At 52.6% G+C, this 22,279-nt stretch carries 13 protein-coding genes and 1 pseudogene; 9 read left to right on the plus strand and 5 right to left on the minus strand.

The window, feature by feature from the left end:
* Positions 1-428: 428 nt before the first annotated feature.
* From G9Q73_RS11430 to G9Q73_RS20715, 5 genes and pseudogenes are all read left to right on the plus strand, one after another.
* Positions 429-1,256, plus strand: coding sequence for a hypothetical protein (locus G9Q73_RS11430; protein WP_177419901.1), 828 nt, complete (start codon positions 429-431; stop codon positions 1,254-1,256).
* Between the two features lie 8 nt (positions 1,257-1,264).
* On the plus strand, positions 1,265-3,064 hold the full coding sequence (locus G9Q73_RS20490; RefSeq protein WP_177419902.1) for an RHS repeat domain-containing protein: 1,800 nt from the start codon (positions 1,265-1,267) through the stop codon (positions 3,062-3,064).
* Positions 2,947-4,329 carry an RHS repeat domain-containing protein gene (locus G9Q73_RS19645; RefSeq protein ID WP_369408953.1) on the plus strand — a complete coding sequence of 461 codons (1,383 nt, stop codon included), beginning with the start codon at positions 2,947-2,949 and terminating at the stop codon, positions 4,327-4,329. Before G9Q73_RS20490 ends, G9Q73_RS19645 begins: the two co-directional genes overlap by 118 nt.
* A 295-nt stretch (positions 4,330-4,624) precedes the next feature.
* A pseudogene (locus G9Q73_RS20495) lies at positions 4,625-4,699 on the plus strand (sulfurtransferase TusA family protein); the annotation flags it as partial.
* A complete protein-coding gene (locus tag G9Q73_RS20715) occupies positions 4,689-4,835 on the plus strand; it encodes a hypothetical protein (protein WP_304956591.1) in 147 nt (48 codons plus the stop codon). The pseudogene G9Q73_RS20495 and the gene G9Q73_RS20715, both read left to right, overlap by 11 nt.
* Positions 4,836-4,987: 152 nt before the next feature.
* Here G9Q73_RS20715 and G9Q73_RS11445 read toward each other — a convergent pair whose 3' ends face one another.
* Positions 4,988-8,071, minus strand: a complete 3,084-nt coding sequence (locus G9Q73_RS11445) for a PKD domain-containing protein (protein WP_369408884.1) — start codon at positions 8,069-8,071, stop codon at positions 4,988-4,990.
* 518 nt (positions 8,072-8,589) lie between these two features.
* On the opposite strand from G9Q73_RS11445, the gene G9Q73_RS11450 reads away from it, so the two are divergent.
* A complete protein-coding gene (locus G9Q73_RS11450; RefSeq protein ID WP_177419904.1) occupies positions 8,590-8,781 on the plus strand; it encodes a hypothetical protein in 192 nt (63 codons plus the stop codon).
* 96 nt (positions 8,782-8,877) lie between these two features.
* Entirely contained in the window at positions 8,878-9,606 is a 729-nt protein-coding gene (locus G9Q73_RS11455; protein WP_177419905.1) for a toll/interleukin-1 receptor domain-containing protein, read from the plus strand.
* 44 nt (positions 9,607-9,650) lie between these two features.
* Here G9Q73_RS11455 and G9Q73_RS20500 read toward each other — a convergent pair whose 3' ends face one another.
* From G9Q73_RS20500 to G9Q73_RS11475, 4 genes are all read right to left on the minus strand, one after another.
* On the minus strand, positions 9,651-12,734 hold the full coding sequence (locus G9Q73_RS20500; RefSeq protein WP_177419906.1) for an HD domain-containing phosphohydrolase: 3,084 nt from the start codon (positions 12,732-12,734) through the stop codon (positions 9,651-9,653).
* Between the two features lie 245 nt (positions 12,735-12,979).
* Positions 12,980-14,431, minus strand: coding sequence for an SDR family NAD(P)-dependent oxidoreductase (locus tag G9Q73_RS11465; protein ID WP_369408885.1), 1,452 nt, complete (start codon positions 14,429-14,431; stop codon positions 12,980-12,982).
* A 354-nt stretch (positions 14,432-14,785) separates the two neighbouring features.
* Positions 14,786-16,480 carry a methyl-accepting chemotaxis protein gene (locus G9Q73_RS11470; protein ID WP_177419908.1) on the minus strand — a complete coding sequence of 565 codons (1,695 nt, stop codon included), beginning with the start codon at positions 16,478-16,480 and terminating at the stop codon, positions 14,786-14,788.
* A gap of 81 nt (positions 16,481-16,561) precedes the next feature.
* Positions 16,562-18,436, minus strand: a complete 1,875-nt coding sequence (locus G9Q73_RS11475; protein ID WP_177419909.1) for a putative bifunctional diguanylate cyclase/phosphodiesterase — start codon at positions 18,434-18,436, stop codon at positions 16,562-16,564.
* 529 nt (positions 18,437-18,965) lie between these two features.
* Between G9Q73_RS11475 and G9Q73_RS11480 the strand changes: the two genes are divergently transcribed.
* Complete coding sequence (locus tag G9Q73_RS11480) at positions 18,966-19,883, plus strand: hypothetical protein (protein WP_177419910.1); 918 nt, start codon at positions 18,966-18,968, stop codon at positions 19,881-19,883.
* Positions 19,884-19,920: 37 nt separating this feature from the next.
* A complete protein-coding gene (locus tag G9Q73_RS11485) occupies positions 19,921-22,011 on the plus strand; it encodes an acyl-CoA dehydrogenase (RefSeq protein WP_304956592.1) in 2,091 nt (696 codons plus the stop codon).
* Positions 22,012-22,279: the final 268 nt, after the last annotated feature.

The following is a 22,279-nucleotide window of genomic DNA, read 5'->3' on the forward strand; positions in this document are numbered from 1 at the left end:
TGCCGAAAGAGAACCCATTGCGCATGACCGACATCAACAACGATGGTTCACCTGATGTCTGTTACCGGTTGGCGCGGCATCAACTGCAACTATCGGCACGATAACAAGCGATTAATTACTGGTTGCGGTTACCACAGGATATGGAACCGTACGGAATTTGAGTATATTCGAGTGACGATGATCTCTACAGGTTACATTAGATGCCGTCGCGCCCGTCTTTGATTTGCGGGGTGTCACCAGGTGGTGCGCGCAGTATTTCAACCCTGATGGCATCGGTGGTATGAAACTCGCATCAGTTACCATCATGCCGGCCGAAGACCCACAAAGACGACGGTAGCCTCGGGTTTGCCGAAGTCAGCAGCCATAACCACACCACCAACAGAAAACATATCACCCGCTACTATCAGGACGGTGATTTCAGCGGTCGGGTGCGGGAGATAGAAGAGCTTGTTGGTGATGTGGTTATCCTCAGGAACAGTTTGACCTATCGTGAACTGCCAAGGGTCTACGACAATGTCGTCAGCGTGCAGCCCCATACCCAAGTGCTGGAGCACTATGAACTGGATGGCAACTACATCAAAACCGAACAGACCAACCATGCGGAGTACGATGAGTACGGTAATGCGCTGCGCATGGTGGTGGAGATCAACGGGGCAAATGGCGATTTTGTCAGAAAGGAGACCAGTAGTGTCTACCGCAACGATGCGTCTGCCTGGCTGATTGGCAAGCCGCTCAACGTGGAGGTTACCCACACTACCCGTGAAGGTACGCTGACCCGCTCGACCGGTTTTGAATACGATCACGCCACCGGCGCATTGCGTAGCGAGGTTATCGAACCGGGCAGCAGCCTCAGCCTGACCAGTGAGTTTGAATACGACGAATATGGCAATCGTACCGGCACCGTCTTGAGCGGTCAGGGCGTGGAACCTCGTCACTCATCTGCCACCTATGATAGTTCAGGACGTTTCCCCATCAACCGTGCCAACGCGCTGGGCCACAGGAAACCATCGAATACGACCCGCGCTGCGGCCTGCCGGTCAGGCAGACCGGTCCCAACGGCATCAGCACCCACTGGGGTTACGACAGTCTCTGCCGTAAAACAACGGAGCGCCGCGCCGATGGCACAGAGACCCACTGGGCCTACGAGTGGAGTGACGGCGCCAACGCCGGTCTTATCTTTGATGACTTCAGCGTCTACAAGATCACTGAGCACGCCACCGGCGCACCACCCAAGGCCGTCTACTATGACGCCCTGAGCCGTGAGGTGAGAAGCGTCACTCGTGGATTCAATGGAAAGAACGTCTACCAGGACAAACAGTACAACGCAAAGGGTCAGATTATCGCCGCCACCTTGCCTTACTACGAGGGCGAGTTCCCCGGCGCGAACTCATACTGGGTCACCAGTGAGTACGACGAGATGGGCCGGGTGGTGGTGCAGAACAAACCCTCCGAGACGGGCCATATCCCCACCTACTACAGCTACCAGGGATTGACCACCACAATGATCGATGCGGAAGGCCGCGCAAGGGTGGTAACGAAAAACCTGCTGGAAAAAAATGCGCAGGTTGTCGAAACAGGCATATCCAACATCACCTACAGCTACGATCCCATCGGCAACCTGATCGCAACAGACACCAATGGATTCATCATTCGCAATCGCTATGACAACCGAGGCAACAAGGTCTCCATGGATGATCCCTCAATGGGGCATTGGACATATCGATACAACGCCTACGGTGAATTATTACGGCAACAGGATGCCAAGGGGCAGGTGGTCAAGCAATACCATGATTTGCTTGGCCGTTTGGTCAGACGAGAGACCGTAGAAGGGGTTGCAACCTGGGAGTACGACACAGCGGAAAACGGCATCGGTAAACTCGCCATAACCACATCACCTGGTAACAGACGTTCGTTTGAGTACGATGCCCTTGGTCGTGCTTTATCCACCAAGACAAAGATAGGAGAGAAGAGCTTTACGAAACGGGTCGCTTACGATGCCAAATCCCGTCCCTTCAAAGAGATATTTCCTGACGGTGTAGAGATCGAACGGGTCTACAACCAAGACGGCTATCTAAAAACCGTACGCATGCCGAAAAAGCAGGTGTGGGATTATGACTATGTTCGGCTTGAAGAGTCGTTGAGCGCTTTCTTGAGGGAGATCTATAAGCTTGAGGGGCGCAAGGTCTCCTCTCAACGGCAGGCTGCAGCACTTGTCGAAAAATCTGAAACGATCAGAGCGCTTGAGTTGGCAGCGCTTGAGGCTGAAAAACAGGCTGAGGACGACTTGGTTCGGCTTGAAGCGACAGCAAGCAAGTTATTGGCTAAAGCCAGTCATTTCCAGAGCCAATCGGATTATTATGCCAAGCAAGCCAGCAGGCTCTGGCGCGTGTTTGGCAATGCCTATTTTACCTATTCGAAATCATCGGGAGGGAAAGCCTACTACAAGTATTCCTATTGCAGTGCATACGGGAGGAAAGGAAAGTGTGCGAGTTATGGATCAACGACTGAAACAGTGAGTTCATCCTGGCTGCCAAAACCACAAGATTGTGGTTGGAAGGAGTACGATCCGTGGAATGTCTCTGGAATCAGCCAATTTGAGATAAAGGTTCAGGAGGCAAAGCGGACAGGGAATACCCGAACGAGGTGGGTCAGAAACAAAGATCCTGAGATGTTTGGCTTAGTCCAGGTCCATGAAGCGAAATGGTGTGAATCTGGGCCACCCAAGCAAATCAGGCTCTCGAGTCTCTATTCAAAACATGCGAAGAGCACTAAAGCCCAATCAGAAAGGTTGTCAAAACTGGCCGCCGAAAAAACCAAGAGGCAGAAATCTATCGCACCATTGAGCAGAACGCCCGTCGGGATGCTGAGCTGTATGCCAGACAGGCAAAAGAACTCTATCTGCAGGCCAGGCAACAGGCAAACATTGCTCGAGAATTCATGGATAAGATCGAAGATTATAAGGCTTCGATGGACACCATCGAACGTCAACTCGACGAGCACAACAACAATGAGGGTTTTGTCACCCTCTGGTCAGCCACCAGCCGGGATGCCTCTGGTCGTCTGAAAGGTGAATTCACCGGCAACGGCTACCTGACCCAACGCATCTTCGACCCCTATAGCGGCCGTCTCAAGGAGATCAAAACCGGCGTCGCAGAGAACAACCCGATCCGCAACCTGCACTACAGCTACGACAACACGGATAACGTCATCCAGCGAGATGATCGGATTAACGGCATCACCGAAAGCTACCAATACGATAGCCTCGACCGTCTGCAACAGGCCAGCTACTTCGATGCCGCCACCGGCGTGAGTGAAAACCTCAGCTACAGCTACGACATCAACGGCAACATCCTGTACAAATCCAACACTGGCGCCATGTCCTACGACCAAGGCAACCGCATCCTCTCACTCAACCGCAACAACGGCACCTACGAAGATTACGCCTATGACGCCAACGGTAACATGGTCTCCGGCAGTGGACGTGAAATCGAATGGACTTCATTCAACAAGCCATCGAGGATCAAGACAAAAGATGCCGACGTGAGTTTTGAATACGGTCCTGACAACAACCGAGTCAGTAAACAGAGCCTCGACAAAGAGGGACAGGAGACCACTTGGTACATCGGAAAAGGCTACGAATTGATTGATGCCGTGGATATGGACGGCAACCACATCGAACGTAAAAAACACTTCATCTACGCCGATGGAGAAGTCATCGCGATCCAGGTCAGAACTATCGAAAACGGTCAGAAGCAGGCAGACCAGACCCGCTACCTGCACAAAGATGCACTCGGCAGCGTTGACACCATCACCGACTCTCACGGAGCAATTATCGCCCGCATGGGTTACACCCCCTTCGGCCAGCGCCGGGCGGTCAATGGACAAGAGATCGACCAGTCGTTCCAGCGCAAACTGACCAACCGGGGCTACACCGGCCACGAACAGATCGACAATATCGGTCTGGTGCACATGAACGCCAGGCTCTACGATCCCGAGATAGGCCGATTCCTCTCGGCAGACAGCTACATCCAGGAACCCGGCCTGTCGCAGAACTTCAACCGCTACATCTACGTGATGAACAACCCGTTGAAGTACAACGACCAGTTTTGCCGGACGTGTTGGCGGCAAATATTTTCTGCGCCATCATATCCGGCAATGCTCAATGAACTACAGCGGAAAACGCTTGGTTGTTCAGTCGACACTATTATGCTGGCAATTGATAACCGCGTCTATGAGTTTTTATCCAGAAAAGCCTTCAGCTTGAAGACGTTTCTATTGTGCAATTGGAGCAGATTGAGGGGACTATTAAATCGATTTTACGGATTTTGAAACTCGAACCTTGAGTTAAAATATACAATGCAGCTAAAGTCAGCCCCAGTTGCCAGTCAGGATCATTGGAGTGGATTCGAATGAATTGATAACCCAAGCTGATAATGCTGCAGATGGTCTATCTGATGCAGCCAAAGCAATCGCGCAACAAATAGCTGCTGAATTGTAAAATTAAAATGGGCAGACTCGATTGATAAATAGTCAATCAGCTAGTGGAGCATCGACAGCCCCTGGAACCTTCTTTTTCGCAACGGTGACATTAACAGATGGCTATTAATAAAACTTCGACCAGGAACTGAACGTCAGCGGTCTCGACTGCCCGCTTCCCATCATTCGCACCAAGGCAGCATTCGCCAGAAATGATTCGGGCCACACCCAAAATTACGGCAACCAATCCTGAGTATGGCAGTGCGAGATCTAGGTACCGGACTGCACATGGTCTCTACGAATTGATCGATGAGTCCATCACCGAGCAACGGCTGATCTATCTGGTGCGGAAGAAGTAAGATGGTACCCTGCGAAATGCAGTGACCAAGTCATTATCGATTGAGTCTGACCCTATCGATTGGACATGAAAAGGCCCCGGCCGGGCAACCGGTCGGGGCCTGTGATGAATGGGCAGCGTCCGTGCCGCTTGTCGCTACAGTTTAGGCCGTTGTCACAGCTTGTTGCTGTGACATTCCGAGCAGGTGACGGGTGTACCCTTGGGCACAAAACCACCATCTTTTATACCCCGGAAGTCGCGGTCGGCCGCAGTACGTGAGAGCACAGAACCTTCGCCGTTCTGACCATGGCATGCACGGCAGGCATCCTTGTCGAGTTTCTCCTTATGCTTGGCGTCGGCAAAGCTGGTGATACCCACCGCATGCATTCCGTGAGGACCTTGCAGACCCTGGAGAGAACCGTTGGGGCTCAAGCTGTCGGCATTGGTGTGGCAAGTGTCGCACTCGACGATGGTGCCCGTGTGCCCCTGCAGCTGGTTTGCTGTGACATTGTCGTTGGACATCGGATTGGCATTTGGCCACTCCGCATGGGTTGCACCATGACAACCCTCGCACATCACGCCACCGTGACCCGTGCTCACCCGGTAGAGCTGCGGATTGCCCGCACCCGGGTTGGCCGTGCCGTTGAAGCTGGCTGGTACGATATTTTCAGCAAAGCGGTTATTGTCCGGTACGATCGGTGTCGCCTTGGCATCACCTGTTAGGAAGGCCTGACGCAGACGGATACCGTCCACATTGCCATCCACGTCCCGTGTGTTGACCACAGTGCCGGCATCTCCTGTCTGGTTGGTGGTGACATCACCGGTATGGCATGAGCCGCAACCTGGCTCATTGGCCCAGGGAACGCGCGGCTGCGGGTCATTCGGATCATAGAAGTTACCGGTCAGTTCAAAGGCGCCCACATTGGTCGGAGAAACATTCTGTGAGAAGTCTGCACCGACCTGCTGCATGTTGCCGTGGCAGTCGCTACAGAGCATGTCTCCGTTGAACATGGCACCGCGCAGACACTGGGTGTCCTTGCCCGGATGACACTGGTAGCAGCTCTCCTCCATGGCGGTCACACGTGCAGCCTGGTTGGTGACGATGCCATCAGCGTTTTGGATTGGCGCCGGAATCTCCGGGAACAGACCCGTGGCACCGTGGTGGCTGTGCATGACGTTGGACATGGTGCTCTGAGTCAGCTGTGTCCGGCCATTGGCGTTGACGGGGTCGTTCTCTGGTCCCAATGGACCCACATGGGCCAGGTCCAGCGCCGGTGTGTAGTGACAGCGCTGGCAGACTACCGGGGCCTCACTCTCCAGACTGGTGTTATGTTTCTGGTCGTGCAGACGCAGGATGTTGATGTCGGTGGCATACTCGATGCTCACGTTCAACGGTAGATTGCCCAGAGCTGGATCATCGAGCTGGTCGGCCACGTTCGCCAGATCAACCAGTGCTGCACCGGCATGCGGTGTGTCGGTTACGTCCGCTGAGTGGCAGTTCTTACAGCTCGCCTCACCGGAGATCGGCAGCACCGTATCAGTGGTTGCTACGGTGTTGCCTCCCACGTTGGCCTGCACCCGCACCAGCGGATAGGGATTCTCGCGACCGAAGTCGTCAAATGCAGCGAATGGAATGCCGGCACCCTCAAACCAGTTCAATTTTTCCGCCACATAGCCAAAGGGGAAGTTCACGAAGAACGGCTTGTCATTATAGAACTCCTCGGCCACATGGGGCATGTTGCCCAGATAAGGCGCCGTCATCCCGGGCATGGCGTGCATGGTGGCCACCAGGCTCTCGTCACCACTGTTGAGTAGACCGTCAGCACCTATGTAGAGCTCTTCCAGGTTGGGTACCGGCAGGCCAATATCATCTGTCATACCCATAACGCCACCAGCCAAAGGTGTCACCTGTGGGGGATAGAATGCGTCATAGGCCCCTGCCGCGACAGTATTCCAGAAGTTTGTCTTGAACACACTGCCGTCCGGTGCCACGCCTGTAAAGACGTTGGGATTGTTCAGGATCGGATCATTGGGATTGGACACCGCTGAGTAGACAACCTCGGCCTGTGTATTATCGAGCAGTTTAGGAGTGGCCCCCCTCTGCACCACCTGCGCCAACAGGACCTGGAACGGCGGCAGGATGCTCGCAATACGGGTATCGAAATCGCCGCAGTGCATGCCCAGATCGTTGATGGCCATTACCCTGTGGGTGGTGTTGCCAACAAAGGGTTCCTCCGCTACCGGACCCTCATTGTTTGGGACAACACCCATGTCAGTCGAATTCCGGCTGGTGGAGTTGATGGAAACATCCGGGGCCGGGACGACTGGCGGCGGCGAAATATCCTGTACCGTGATGGTGCGGGTCTGCTGTGCACAACCGGCCTGGCCGTCACTGGCGTTCAATGTGGTGGTGAATACACCTGCTGAGTTGTAGCTGATGTTGCCAGGATCCACAACGCTGCTGCTGGCTGGGCTACCGCCGCCGAAGCTCCAGCTGATAGTCAGCGGGTCGTTGTCCGCATCGGTAACCGTCGCGCTGTAGTTCACGGAACCACCCACGGTGATGGTGACGTTACCGGATGGCGTGTCGATAGCGCAGGTAGGCGGATTGTTAACCGCTGGTGGTGGCTGATCGTCAGTTATAGTCGCCGTGGTGGTATCCGTGTCGGTAGCGCCGTCATTGTCGGTGATGGTCAGGATTACCTGGTAGGTGCCTGGTGCATGGTATGTGTGGCTCGGGTTGTCCTCGTTGCTGGATGCACCGTCACCGAATGTCCAGGCATAGGAGGCAATGCTGCCGTTAGAGTCGCTTGAGCCATTGCTATCGAAGCTAATGGACTCTCCTACAGTGCCCATGTAGGGACCGTTGGCGTTGGCAGTAGGCAGCACATTGACTGGAGGCTGATTGTCGCCGTCTTTAGGCGCACAGTCATTGGGGGCGTTCTTGACGTCCCGTTCGACCATCTTGCCATCAGACTGGGTGGCCAGCACGCGACAAGGTACGGGCAAAGGACGTTTGGCCTTCACCTTCCATTTGCCGTGTTCCACCTCGTCCTGTCCAAACACCTGGCTGGTGTCAAAGGCATTGACCACGTTTACCCTGTGGCCGTCTCGTCCCTTACCCTCAACCTTCAGTTCCCGTTTGTCAGCTCTCCATTCGACCTTTTTGATAACAAAATTATTTTCAACGCGATATCGATCATCGTCGGCCCAGACCGCGCCTGTTGTGGTTAATGCAAACAGTATCGTGGCAAGCACGATGAGAAATCGCTTCGGCCAGAAAAGACTATTTAGCTTTACTGATTTCCAGCCGGTGTTACAGGGAGAACATATCATTTCTAACCCCTAGTGGATCAACTGCCCGCTACATAAGCCATGTGTTGGACACGCGTGGTTGGAAAATCACTGCAATCCTTGTGAGTGATTTTATTGACTGCCTGAGGCAGTTGAGCACCTGATGGAACAGACTGTTTTCAACAGCCAGTACATTAGTGTTTCCAAGACTGCGGGAGCCGGGTGCCCGGCGACTCCTGGAAAAAGTCACAAACCCGGAATATTTTTTGATCGTGAGATAAGGCGGGTCGCGGGATTCCTGTTCCCCTTTTTCTGCCCGAAAAGAACGTGTCGCTTGTTAATTCTCAGTCGTCACAAATGGGCAATTCACACGCCGTATATTACCCACGCAATGCTGGCAGAATTGGGACTTTCGTCCCAATATTACTTAAGCATATTGCAGGAAACGAGGGTGAACAGCCCTCTTTGTCATGAACGGAAACATGAACCAAATCGATAACCATATGGTTGACATGAACGATAACATTGGGCAGATCAACACCCAGGTGAAGGGTATGAATGGCAGTATGTCCCACCTCAATCGTAGTGTTGGCGTGATGACCCATGATGTCGGCAACATGTCCCACACAATCAGTCCGGTGATGTCGGGTTTTCGCACCATCATGCCTTTTTAGAGCCTGCGACCACAGAGGCCTAATCAGAGGGTGTTTGTCTGCTAAGCTTATCGTTAATCCTAGAGTGTATTTTAAGCAGCCGATAAGGATTGAGGCATGAGCAAAATCTTTGTGAGCTATAGACAGCAAGGCACGTTGATGCGAGCTGGAAGGATTGCTGACACGCTCGTTTCGCATTTTGGAGCAGGCAATATTTTTCAGGACCAAGCGACCTTGCACGGTGGCTCAGACTGGCAGCAAGCTATCGATAAGGCACTAAAGGACTGCTCCGTGTTAGTTGCCGTGATTGGTCCGCATTGGTTGGAGCACAAGGGTGCGAGCGGCGGCCGGCGTATCGATGAGCCGAACGATTACGTTCTCCTGGAAATTGCCACGGCGCTTAATCGTGACATACCTGTTATTCCGGTTCTTGTCGGCGGTGCGAAAAGGTTTCACCAGGAAGAGTTGCCAGATCCTCTGAAGAAGCTCGCATATATCGAGCCGCTGAGCATAGAGGATAGTGCATGGCACGCAGGTATGCATTCACTGCTTGAATCGATCAGACGCTTTGATATAAATCCCAAAAAGATTGGTTGGAAAACTTTTACAAGTCTCGCGCTGTCTGTAGTTGGCATGTTTGCTATAGGTTCAGATGACGTGCCGTTAGAGGCGGCCATAGTTGGGTTGGTTCTTGGCCTACTTGCTCTGGTCTTGAGCCTGCGGTCATATTACGAGTTCCGTGAGGGTGCTCAACGGGGGAGAAGCTGGGCAATCGGTGCCATAATTTACTCTGGATTGATCGCGTTAGTCGCATTGGATGAAATAATCCCGGATAAATATTTCTAACGTTTGTGGCTTGCCGAGCCTCGTGAAATCAATCAAATCCGCCCCTATCGATTTGTCGGGTCATTGGCTTGCCACGAAAGCAATGCATCTATATCCACCTTGTCGATTTGTTCAGGTAATAGATACTCTTCTGCATAGCGGGAATAGACGCCTGATGTCAGAAATAATTCATACAAGTGAGGGCAAATTTTATTCTCCTTGCTCATTTGGCTCATAATTTTAAGCGCTGTGTTGATTGACTTGGATTTTTTATAAGGTCTGTCTGATGCTGTCAGGGCTTCGAAGATATCAGCAATCGTCATGATGCGTTCCGGGATGGAAAGGGAGTCTGCGAAACGACGACGTGGATATCCGCTTCCGTCAAGCTTTTCATGATGACTGCCAGCCCAATCAGGGACATGCCGCAGTTCTTTTGGAAACGGCAGTTGCTTCAGCATGATGATGGTTTGTGTGATGTGCTCATTGATCTTAAAACGTTCTTCTTTTGTAAGCGTGCCGTGTTCAATACTGAGGCTGTAAAGCTCACCCAGGTTAAAGGCATACTTCGGCGCCTCCATTTGAAAATCATAGGGGTTGTCTGCAAATGGGCCGAGCTCGTCTCTGTGAGGAATAATATGTTCGGCTTTGTTTGCCAGAAGAGGTTCATTGGTAGGAAGTGTAGGTGGAATCCCTTGTACGGACTCCTTTCTGGACAGCTCCTTCGGTGAAATACCAAGGCGATCATCCAGGTTACGCGTCCATGTTTGTGTTGCGATTTCGTTCAATCGTAAAATCTTTTCAGCCGCCATGCGTTCTTCCCCGATATTGCATTCAGCTACAAAAGCATAGTCTTCACGGATTTGCTTAATCTGTGCGCTCAATCTTTTTTGCAGTGCCTCCTTATGGTCTTTTTCTTCTGAAAGTGCCTTTAAATAGCTGATTTCAGCATCCCGCCAAAGGAGTTCAAAGCGTAATCGTATCTCATGGATACGGTTGTAGATGGTCTCAAGTTTTGTCGCTTTGTCGACAACATATTCCGGTGTGGTGACTTTTCCACAATCATGCAGCCAACTTGCAAGATAGAGTTCATACCACTGTTCCTCTGAAAGGGTGAATTTCCTGAATGGTGGGGCTGTTGATTGGGTGGCCTCAATAGCCAGTTCATGCGCCAGGATTGGTACCCGTTGACAATGCCCGCTGGTGTAGTGTGACTTTGCATCGATGGCGCCAGCCAACACCTGGACGACAGCATCAAACAGATCCTTTTGTTCTTTTAGCAGGCGTCGATTATCGAGGGCAATGGCGGCGCTTGATGAGAGGGCCTCCACGTAAGAGATTACCGCTGGGCTGAAGCCAATCAACTCGTCTGTGGTTGGATGACGGGCATTGACCAATTCGATGACGCCGATGATTTCAGTCCGTTGATTGATTAACGGGAGGGCTAGCATGGAAACACACGGGTAGTCCTTCCTCTCAAATCGCTGCCGAATCTCACTGCAGTCGTCATGGACAGACAGATCTTCAATGGCCAGGGTTTTACCTGATCGAACAACACTCTCAGTTACCGTTACGCTGTCTTTTTCCTTTTCGCTGGAGAGGAAAATCGGCTCGAATGGGGGTTTGTTCGCTGTTGATCCACCATAAAATTCATCTGTTTTGTCATTTCTCAGAATTGAAAATTCAAGTTTGTCTTCATCATCATTTAGAAGACAAATAGATCCCGCATCCGCATTGCAAACTTGTTGAGCCTCAAGAAGAATCTTCTCCATGAGATGATCCAGATTCCTCTCAGTTGAAAGCGCCTTGCCGATATCAATGAATTGTTGAATGGACGTCTTCATGACTGACATGGTTTCAGACAGAGTGTGAATCTCGTTGATATGCGAATGCACCTCAATCGGGATATCCAACTTCATTTTTCGAATTTCCTGTGCCTCTTGCGCAAGAAGATGAATAGGAAGAGAGATGCGCCGTGATATCCACCAGCCAATCAAAATTGATATAAAAAGCAGCGCCAAGGACATCTGTACACTCTCTGTTCGGATCATTTCCAGCGGCGCCAGGAGTTCATCCCGTGGAGAGAGAATCGCAAGATAGGCGCTCTCACCGCTTTGCAACGGCAACGGCGACAGGGTTCCTATCCACTCCTGCGTCTCAGTTGATATATTTAGCTGCCTGTCATGGCTATCTGAAGTAAGGGTCTTATATAACTGATGCAAAACTGGATTACGGAGATCAGATAAATGAGCAGTAATCAAGGATTCATGACCTCCCTCTCCAGCATGGCGGCTTACTTGTTCCACATCTGAGTAAGCGATTACAGTCCCTTCAGAATCAAATACGACAACCTCTGTTGATGGTGTAATTAGATGACTCGACAATTCCGTCGATATTTCATTCAACCTGAGGTCTACAGCCACAACTCCAGAGGATTGCGGCAGATGTCGCGCCAGCGTGACACCTACATCACGGGTGGTAAAAAAGATATACGGTGCGGTCTGTATCAGCTTTTCGCTGTTAAGAGCCGTTTGATACCAGCTCCGTTGCCTGGGGTCATAGTTTGAATCGACGCCTTCCAGACGACCAACAGGTTTGAGATCCGAATCATAATAGACATAGCTGATCTCCTGTTGGCTGTCTTCACGTTGCGCCCCGTACTGAACCATGAACGCAGTATCAGCAGGCAGGTTTGTGTCGGACCATTCATCCTTACCTTCGCGTGTAGTCCTTACAAGATAGTGTTTCCCATCCGCATATCCAATGTAGATGGATGCCAAATAGGGATTCCCCCTCAGTGCGGCAATGAACGCATGAAACAGTTTTTGATGTTGTGCTGCTTCACTATTTTGTGCCTGCTCAAGCTCAGCAGTGAGATTGACCAACATTGCCGCTGGCGAATAGATGCCCTGTATACGTTCAGACGTCTGCCGTTCAATGCGGTTGAACAGCGCCTGTGTGGCGGAGAGGGTGATGGCCTTGTTTTTTTCGAAGTTATACCAGGATATCGAAAGGCTTACCGAGCTAAGCAGTAAAGTAATAAGAAACCCGATGATTATCTGAAGCGGGAACCTCACAAGCTTTCTGGTGGATCTCTCAGAATGTTTCTGAGAATCAGAAACCGGGATGTCTTGTGCGATCCTTTCTGACACTTGCATCTCCAGCAGTGGTTGGATTTTTTACCTAAATCAGGTTTTGAGGAGCACTAGCTGTAAATATAGCTCACGTTGAGGCTATTGGATGTCAGGGTAAACATTGCCTCTTCACAAAGAGGCCAAGGTCTATCCGCCGGGTCAGCAGGCGATTGAACTGCTCCGCTCGTTGATCTGGGTCGGGATACTCCAGAGGCGGTCAGGGAGGACTGCCCCGGCGTTATTTGCCGCAGTGAAGGTTCTGCCTAAACAACCCGCTCGTTTCCCCCATCAATCGGGATCTGCGCGGCTGTGGTTTTGGCGAACAACGGACCGCAGAGTTCGGCGGTGAGTTCCGCCACGTCGTGGCTGCTGATCTCTGTCTTCAGCAGATTTCTTGTTTTGTAATCCTGCACGCTCATGCCGTAGTGGCCGGCGCGGGCCTGCAGCACCTCCTGAGTCCAGATGCCGGTGTCGAAAACAGCATCGGGATGCAGGATGTTGATGCGAATGCCGTCTTTGGCCCACTCCAGTGCGACTATCCGGGCAAGCTGGGTGAGTGCGGCTTTTGATGCGGAGTAGGCTGCCGCGCCTGCGCCTGGGGCGGGCACGTTTTTTGAACCGATCACCACCACCCGGCCACTGTTTGGCGCCTGTTTAAGCAGAGGGTGAGATGACCGTAACAGGGCCAGATTGGCATTCAGATTGACCTGCATGACCTGGTTCCACTCGTCGTCGGGAAGTTCCGCCACCGGGCAGCCACCGGGGAACATGCCCGCATTCAGCACCAACATGTCGAGACCGCCGAAGGCGAGGGTCGACTTTTGTAAGGATCGTTGCAGGGCAGCGCTGTCGGTAATGTCGCAGCAGATACCAAGAAAATCGGGCCGTTGGTAGAGGGTTTCGATGGCGGGATCTATATCCAGACCTACTACGGCGGCTCCCCGTGCCAACAATGAATCCACGCATGCCTTGCCGATGCCTGAGGCTGCACCGGTCACCAGTGCCACCTCCCCCTGAAACAGTGGCGCCTTTCCGCCTTTGCGCAGCTTGGCCTGTTCCAGCTCCCAGTACTCCACATCGAAGATATCCCGGGCGGGCAGGGCGCGCCAGCCGCCGAGTCGTTCGGCGCGCTGAATGATCTCGATGGTGTGACGATAGATGTCGGAGATGATCTTCGCTTCTTTGGGGCTCTTACCGACGGTGAGCAGACCGAGCGCCGGATCCAGCACCACCCGGGGTGCCGGGTCGAGCATCTCTACTGGTGTGCGCGACTGGGGCGATTGCTTTTCAAAGTATTGGCGATAGTCCCGGACATAGCTTGCTACATCGCGACCCAGCTGAGGAAGGCGTTTGGTGCGGATGACGTGATCCGGTGTTGCCGGGCCCTGCTGCGAGATCACGGATAGATCATCCCGTTGGCAGAAGGCCATCTCAGTGGGTTTGCGGTGGCTGCGCAACACCACCGGGAAACCGGCGGCAGCGGAGATGTCACGGCGCAGTGACGCCAATACAATCGGGTCAGTTGCCGTTACCTCATAGGTGTGTTCAGGCAGTTCCCAGGCCCCCTCGGCCTGAAGGTATCTCTCCGCTCGCTCGACCAGCGCTATCATGCGTTCATAGGAGGCCTTTGCGGTGTCACCAAAGGTGAAGAGACCGTGGTTCATCAGCACCATGAAGTAATGCCTGTAGCTGTAGCTGCCTTTCGGCAAATACACCGCTAGGTGCCTCGTATCCCCGTCAAACCTTGAAACGACTGGTGACGGAAAGCTGCTTTGGCTTACCAAAAGGTCGCCGATAGCGCCTGCATTCAAAGGAAGAACGAGACCAATAACAACAATGACCCAGAACATCGCCCGCAGACGTGTACACCCACAGGCTCTAGTAACAAAAAGAGTATGACTGATTGCTCATGAGAACCTCCAAATTCCACAGTTTTGCATGCTGAAGGCCTTCTGCTTTATAAGCATAGCAAGCCATCTGGAACCGAACGCGGGGTACTCGCGCAATCAATATCCCTGTTCTGTTGTTGGAGGGACGTAGCAGGGTGCGCATAGCGCACCAATGCCATCTTAAACCCGGAACTTCCCAACCAATCCCTGCAGCGTTGCGGCCATGTGCGCCAACTCTTGCCCGGCCTGGGAGGTCTGCTCGGCACCAGTGGCGTTTTGGTTCGCCATGTCACTGATCCGCACGATGTTACGGTTCATATCTTCCGCCACAGCGCTCTGCTCTTCTGCGGCTGTTGCAATCTGGGCGCTCATTTGATCGATCTGAGATACGGATTCTGCGATGACGGTCAATGAAGAACCTGCCAGTTCGGCCTGGTCGACAACAGACCTGGCGTGTTCACGGCTCTGAGTCATCACCTGCACCGCATTCCGGGAGCCGGTCTGGAGCTTGTCGATGATCTGGTTGATCTCTGCGGTGGATTCCTGGGTCCGGCTTGCCAGGGTGCGCACCTCATCCGCCACCACGGCAAATCCGCGACCCTGCTCACCAGCGCGGGCCGCCTCTATCGCCGCATTCAGGGCCAGCAGATTGGTCTGTTCAGCAATGCTTTTGATCACTTCCAGTACGGCGCCGATATTATCGCTTTCCGTCTCTACCTGGGCGATGACATCCGCTGCGCCTTCAATCTGTGCTGCCAGTTGCTGAATTCCCTGCACCCCTCCTGCAACTATCTTTCGTCCCTTCTCAGTTTCGCTGCTGGCCCCATTTGCCGCAGAGGCTGTACTGCCGACATTCACCGCCACCTCTCGCACAGTGGCGCTCATTTCGTTCATCGCCGTTGCTATCTGTTCCGTCTCGGACTGCTGTTGCTGAATATTGGCGCTGGTCTGTGTCGTTATCACCGACACCTCTTCTGCCGCCGTAGAGAGTTGACCGGTGGTGGTGCTGATCTGCGAGATCATCTCCAGCAAGTTGTTGCGCATCGTCTGCATCGATTGTTGCAGTTTGCCGATTTCATCCCGACCATCGACTGTTACCTTGTGGGTAAGGTCACCCGAGGCAAGAACTTCGAGTCCACGGGCCGTTTCACCTATGCGATTCACGACATTACGGGAGATAGTCCAGCTCACGAAGCCACCGAAGAGAAGCGCCAAGAGGGTAAAGCCACTCAGCAGGTAGATCGCAGTCTGTTCATGCTCCGCCGCACGGCGCACGGCTACCTCGGTGAACTTCTCGATCTCAGTCAGCAGGGCTTCGAGCTCTACCGTCAGTTGTTCCTCCTCGTGCTCGATCTTTTCAGCAAGCGTTTCGGCCTCGTGTCTCTTCCCATCCGCTAGCATGACAAAGACCTGATGGGCATGGTGTTCAAAATCCGCATGCTCTTTCTCGATCTTCTTCAACGCTTGATCCACATGCTCGAACTCTTTTGTCTCTTCCTCGCTATGGGCTTTGGCCATAGCCGCTTCAGCCAGGCGTTCGCCCGCACGGATCTCCTCATCGACCTGCTTGCTGAGTTTGTCGAATAAAGCGATCTCTGCCTTGAAACGCGCAGTTGCCTTGTCCTCTTGCTGCAAGAGTTCTCCAAAGCGCATGGCCCGTTCAAAATGGATGGCCTGCTCCAACTGGTGCTCCGTGATCGCGGTAATATTCTCCGTCATCGGGATATCCTGTTCGGCAATGGCATCGAGTTCATTGCCGACCTGGCTCATTGCGTATAACGCATAACCCGAACTGGCAAGGAGTAGGGCCAACAGGATCGATGCGTTGCCGATGATTTTGGTTTTAATAGTGAGATTGTTGAGAAGGTTATTCACTAAGTACTCCTTTGAGTATGTTCTTAAATCAGCCAACCTTTCTTGTTTATAAAAAAGCTGTTTACTTCCTTTCGGCCAAAGTCAGGATTTCTTTAGCTGAATGTAGGGTGCGCCGTGCGCACCATGATTACTGCTCAGGTTGAGTGATTCCCGTTCCAGCAAGTGGGTGATATCGGCAGCAGCCAGTGGGCGTCCATAGCGAAATCCCTGACCCTGATCACAGCCCTGCTCCTTTAAGAACGCCTCCTGCTCCAGGCTCTCAATACCCTCTGCCGTGATGGTGAGCTGAAGCGTCTTTCCCATGGCGATAATGGCCCGTGTAATGGCTGCATCATTGGGATCCTTGACCAGGTCACGGACAAAGGAGCGATCGATTTTCAGTTTGTCCACAGGCAACCGTTTAAGATAGCTCAGGGAGGAGTATCCGGTTCCAAAATCGTCGATGGCCAAGTGTGTGCCGAGCTTTCTCAGGTTGTCCAGTGTCTTCATGGAGTGACCTGTCTCCTGCATAATGAAGCTCTCGGTTATCTCCAGTTCGAGCCACTCTGCCCTGCAATGGGTGGACTGAAGCGTCTTTTCAACAGTTTTAACCAGGCTGTTGTCACGGATCTGTCTGCCTGAGAGATTGACCGCCATGCGTTCAAGCCGGAATCCCGACTTTTTCCAAACACTCATCTGTTGGCAGGCAGTCTGTAGAACCCAGTTTCCCATAGATATGATAAGGCCTGAGTCTTCAGCAACTTGCAGGAACCGTCCCGGCGGAAGCAGGCCCAGTTCAGGGTGTTCCCAACGTATCAGAGCCTCTACGCCTGTAATCCGGCCATCTGCAAGTGAGATTTGTGGTTGGTAATAGAGCACCAGATCCTGTGCTTCCAGCGCATTTCGTAAACCACTCTCCAGCATAACCCGCTCATATGCAGTCTCTGTCAGCTCATGGGTGTAAAACTGGTAATTACGCCGCCCCTGCTCTTTTGCCCGGTACATTGCGGCATCGGCATTAGCGACCAGCTTTTCAGCAGAATCGCCGTCTTGTGGGAAAAGGCTGATGCCGATACTTGTTCCGATAAATAGCGCCTGATTCTGGATCTCGAATCTCTCTTCGAGGGTAGTCATCAGTTTTTGTGCCAGATGTTCGATCACATTCTGGTTTTCGACCTGTTCCATGACGATGACAAATTCATCGCCACCCAATCGAGAAACCGTATCATCCTCTCTTATGCCGGTGCGGAGGCGTTCGCCGACCATGCGCAATAGTTCATCCCCTGCGGCATGGCCCAGACTGTCGTTTATATTTTTAAAGTTGTCCAAGTCCAGGAACAACACGGCTACCTCAGTCTCGTTTCTACGCCCTCTTTCAATTGCGTGTTCAAGCCGGGCATCCAGCAGTAGACGATTGGGAAGATTGGTCAACGCATCGTGGTGGGCCAGGTGTTTGAGATTATCTTCGGCGCGCCTGCGCTCACTGATTTCGTTTTCCAGCGACCTGTTGATCACGACCAGCTGATTGGTACGTAGATCAACCTGCTTCTCGAGTTGCTCACCGTGTTCTTTCAGTGCCTGCTGTGCACTCTTTCTATCTGTAATCTCTCTATTAAGTTCTGAAATAAGGGCCTGGTTTTTATATTGAAGTATCAGGGATTCTCGCAGGTGTCGATTGGTATTTATCGCCGTCTGCGCAATTAACGCGGCATAGACAGGCACTGCAACACCAATACTAATATTGAATACTGAACCTTCCAATATGAATGCAGTCGCCAGTCCGACAGTCATCGGGGTGATGTAAGCGTAGAATGCAGGCAGTATGCTGGAGAGAACGGGGACGCTTGCGGCAATAGCACCAATAATCATCATAAAGACCAGGCTTCGCACAACCAGGTCATCAGAAAAATAGAGGAACAGGGATAGACTTGCCCAGAGCAGGCCGACAAACAGAGTGCTCTGTAGATATCGTCGCACCCAGATTTCCGGGGAAACGGCATATTCATTGTGATTGTAGCGCTTCCATATAAACAGACGGACGCCGCAAAAAAATATCATTGAACCCACCCACAGAACCAGCAGTGAGCGGTCAAGACTATCTTTCATAATCATAGTGAACAGGAGCGCTGCTGCAATCACGGCAAGGTTTGCGGAGACAGCATTTCCAAACAGCAGGTGAACCTGTTCCTTGAGAACCCACTCGGGGTGTTTGGTATTTATCTGATTAAATCCTCAATTGTCACCGTCAATGCTGCCGGGAAAAACGTCCACCGCAGTAGGCAAGTTGTTAATGGCTAGTGTGAACTTTTTCATGCAATAACCTATCGGCTGTTCATCAATAAACATTAATCTATGTAGATATTACTTCACAAACTAAATATAACATATTGTTTTTTATACTTGTTATTTCTTTACTCCCCTTTTATTTAAACAAACCGCGCAACCCTTAACCCGATAAGACTGTCTATACTGGGAAGTACCATAGTAAAACGGATGGTTATTAATCATGAGTGATGTTGTGCAGTGGTTATCGAAGACGCTCTCGGATTGGCTGGTCAAAGATGGCCCACCACCTAACTCCCCATTGTGCGATTTCAAACGCCTCAATTTTGAGTTACGTCTTGGCGATGTTCTTTTGGTTGAGGGGCGTAGCAGGATCAGTGAGGTGATCAAAATCATCACGCAAAGCGCCTGGACACACTCCGCCATCTACATCGGCCGGCTGTACGACATCAGAGATCCCGACCTGCAGACTCTGATTGCAAAGCACTTTCAGGGCGATCCCAGTGAACAGTTACTGATCGAGTCTCTTCTGCATGAAGGAACCATCGTTGCTCCGGTATCCAAGTACCACATGGATCACCTGCGCATCTGCCGTCCAACAGGACTTGATCCGGATGACGCTCATGCAGTGATAGGCCATGCAATACGCGGCCTTGGAAGCAGATACGATGTCCGCCATCTGCTTGATCTGGTGGCCCGCTTCTTCTTCCCATGGACGATACTGCCGCGACGCTGGCGATCCAGTCTCTTTGAACATAATGCAGGTGGTCCTACCCGCACGGTCTGCTCCTGCCTGTTGGCTGAGGCGTTTAATCAGGTGAATTTCCCCATCCTGCCTTTTATTGATCGCAGCGATGACGGCAGCATCCGTTTTTTCAAACGCAATCCAAGGCTCTTCACGCCCAAGGATTTCGACTACTCCCCCTATTTCAACATCATCAAATACCCGTTTCTTGGACTCGATGACCTGGGTGTCTATCGGCGTCTGCCCTGGTGCGATGAAGCCATGATGTACAACGACAATGAGTCTGAATTCACGGAACAGGCACAGAACTACTGCGAACCCTGTGCCACCGTGACACATCTGCATGAGGTGAAACCAAAAACCGGAGATGGAACGTATCAGCAGTTAGAGAATTAAACCCAATGTAAAGCTGCGCAGCAGCGGGAGCGTGAAGATGGCGGCAATAGGCACTCTTCTGATTCTGATCGTCCTGTGGGCTCTGGCCTACAGTTCAGCTAAAGCTATCGTCTGGGTTTTATTGCCCCCTGCTTTGCTCATCTCTCTGCAGTTGGGTGGCCTGATCGGCACATTCGGAGCAACTGTCTCCTGGATCGTCTACGGCACTGGTATGTTTTTCTACCTGCTTCCGGATCTTCGTATTCGCTTGATAAGCGGCCCGCTGTTAAGGCAATTCCGGCGTGTCATGCCCGCCATGTCATCAACAGAGCGTGAGGCATTGCACGCAGGAAACGTGTGGTGGGATGGTGAACTCTTCAGCGGTCAACCCGATTGGCAACGCCTGCTGGAACAACCCGAACCCCAGTTGACGGAACAGGAGCAGGCCTTCATCGACGGTCCAGTCGAAAGACTCTGTAAGATGCTGGACGACTGGCAGATCACCCATCACGACAAGGATCTGCCGGAAGCGGTTTGGTCATTTATCAAACAGTCGGGTCTCTTCGGCATGATCATCCCCCGCGCCTATGGCGGTCTTGAATTCTCCGCCCTTGCCCACTCCACCATTGTGATGAAGATTTCCAGCCGCAGTATCGCTGCAGCCGTCACCGTGATGGTTCCCAATTCTCTGGGACCGGCAAAGCTGCTGCTGCACTATGGGACTCAGACGCAAAAAGAGCGTTATCTCAGAAGACTTGCCAAAGGTGAGGAGATACCCTGCTTTGCCCTTACCGGTCCCGATGCCGGCAGTGATGCAGGCGCGATCCCCGATCGCGGGGTGGTCACCGAGGGTGAGTTTAATGGCCAACGGATGCTCGGTATTCGTCTCAACTGGGAGAAACGCTATATCACACTGGGTCCGGTGGCCACACTCATTGGACTGGCCTTCAAACTTTACGATCCTGATCACCTGCTGGGTGGTGATACCTCCCTGGGAATCACTGTTGCATTGATTCCCAGTGAAACCAAAGGCGTTGAAATCGGGCAGCGTCACATGCCACTGAACATCCCGTTCCAGAATGGCCCCATCCGGGGTAAAGATGTTTTTATTCCCCTCGACTGGGTGATTGGTGAGCAGTCAGGCATCGGCCAGGGGTGGCGGATGTTGGTTGAAAGTCTCTCCGAAGGACGCGGTATCTCACTACCGGCACTGGCAACAGGGGCCGGCAAGGCAGCCAGCCGTTACACCGGCACCTATGCTGCGGTACGCCGTCAATTCGGGCAACCCATCGGTAATTTTGAAGGTGTCGAGGAGGCACTTGCCAGAATCGCCGGCAGCACCTATCAGATGGATGCCGCCCGATTGCTGACTGTCAGTGCGCTCGACAGTGGTGAAAAACCGTCGGTGATCTCTGCCATCGTGAAATACCACCTCACAGAACGCTATCGCCAGGTGGTCAATGATGCGATGGACATCCAGGGCGGCAGCGGTATCTGCCTGGGACCACGTAACCTCATGGGCCGGGTCTATCAGGCCATTCCCATTGCTATCACTGTGGAAGGAGCGAATATCCTGACCCGCAGTATGATCATCTTTGGTCAGGGTGCAATTCGCAGCCACCCCTACATCCTGCAGGAATTTTCCGCCGCGCAGGAACAGGAGTGGAAGCGTGCGTTGAGTACCTTTGATAAGGCGCTCTTCGGACACATTGGTTTCCTCGTCACCAATCTGGCACGTACGTTTTGGCTCGGCATCACTCGTGGTCGTTTCTCCGAGCGCCCCGTGAAGGGTGTGGCAGGGCACTATTTTCAGCAGCTCAACTGGATGAGCGCCGCCTTCGCACTATCGGCGGATCTTGCCCTGATGACCCTGGGCGGCGCACTCAAACGCAAAGAGCGTCTCTCTGCACGGTTGGGTGACTTGCTGAGCGAACTCTACATTGCCAGTGCCGCCCTCAAGCACTTTATCGACGGGCATCAGCGCTTTACCGATATTCCTCTGCTGCAGTGGGCGATGGAGGACTCTCTCTATCGAATGCAGGAGGCCTTCGTCGGCATCTTTCGCAATCTGCCGTTTCGCCCGTTGGCCTGGATAGTAAGGCTGCTCACCTTCCCACCGGATCTTACCACAAACCCTCTGACCGCCTGATCATGCCGTAGCGGGCGCCATCCTGCAGCCGGGTGAGGCAAGGGCGCGACTTACCGCCGATATTCCCAGCAGTGATCTCCACGAACTCGTGGCGACTCGACCAGGCGTTAGCAGTTGCAGCGGCATCAGTCCCCGATCGAGAAGACACTGCGACAGGCACGGCGGGCCGGACAGATTCACCCCGGCACTAAACGAAGCGATAATGCCGGAAGCAGTGAGACGGCATCTCTACCGAGAGCGCAATACGCAACCAAACTAAAGTACAACA

The sequence above is a fragment of the endosymbiont of Lamellibrachia barhami genome (assembly GCF_011947365.2).
In the GTDB taxonomy this organism is placed as follows: Bacteria; Pseudomonadota; Gammaproteobacteria; order Chromatiales; family Chromatiaceae; genus QGON01.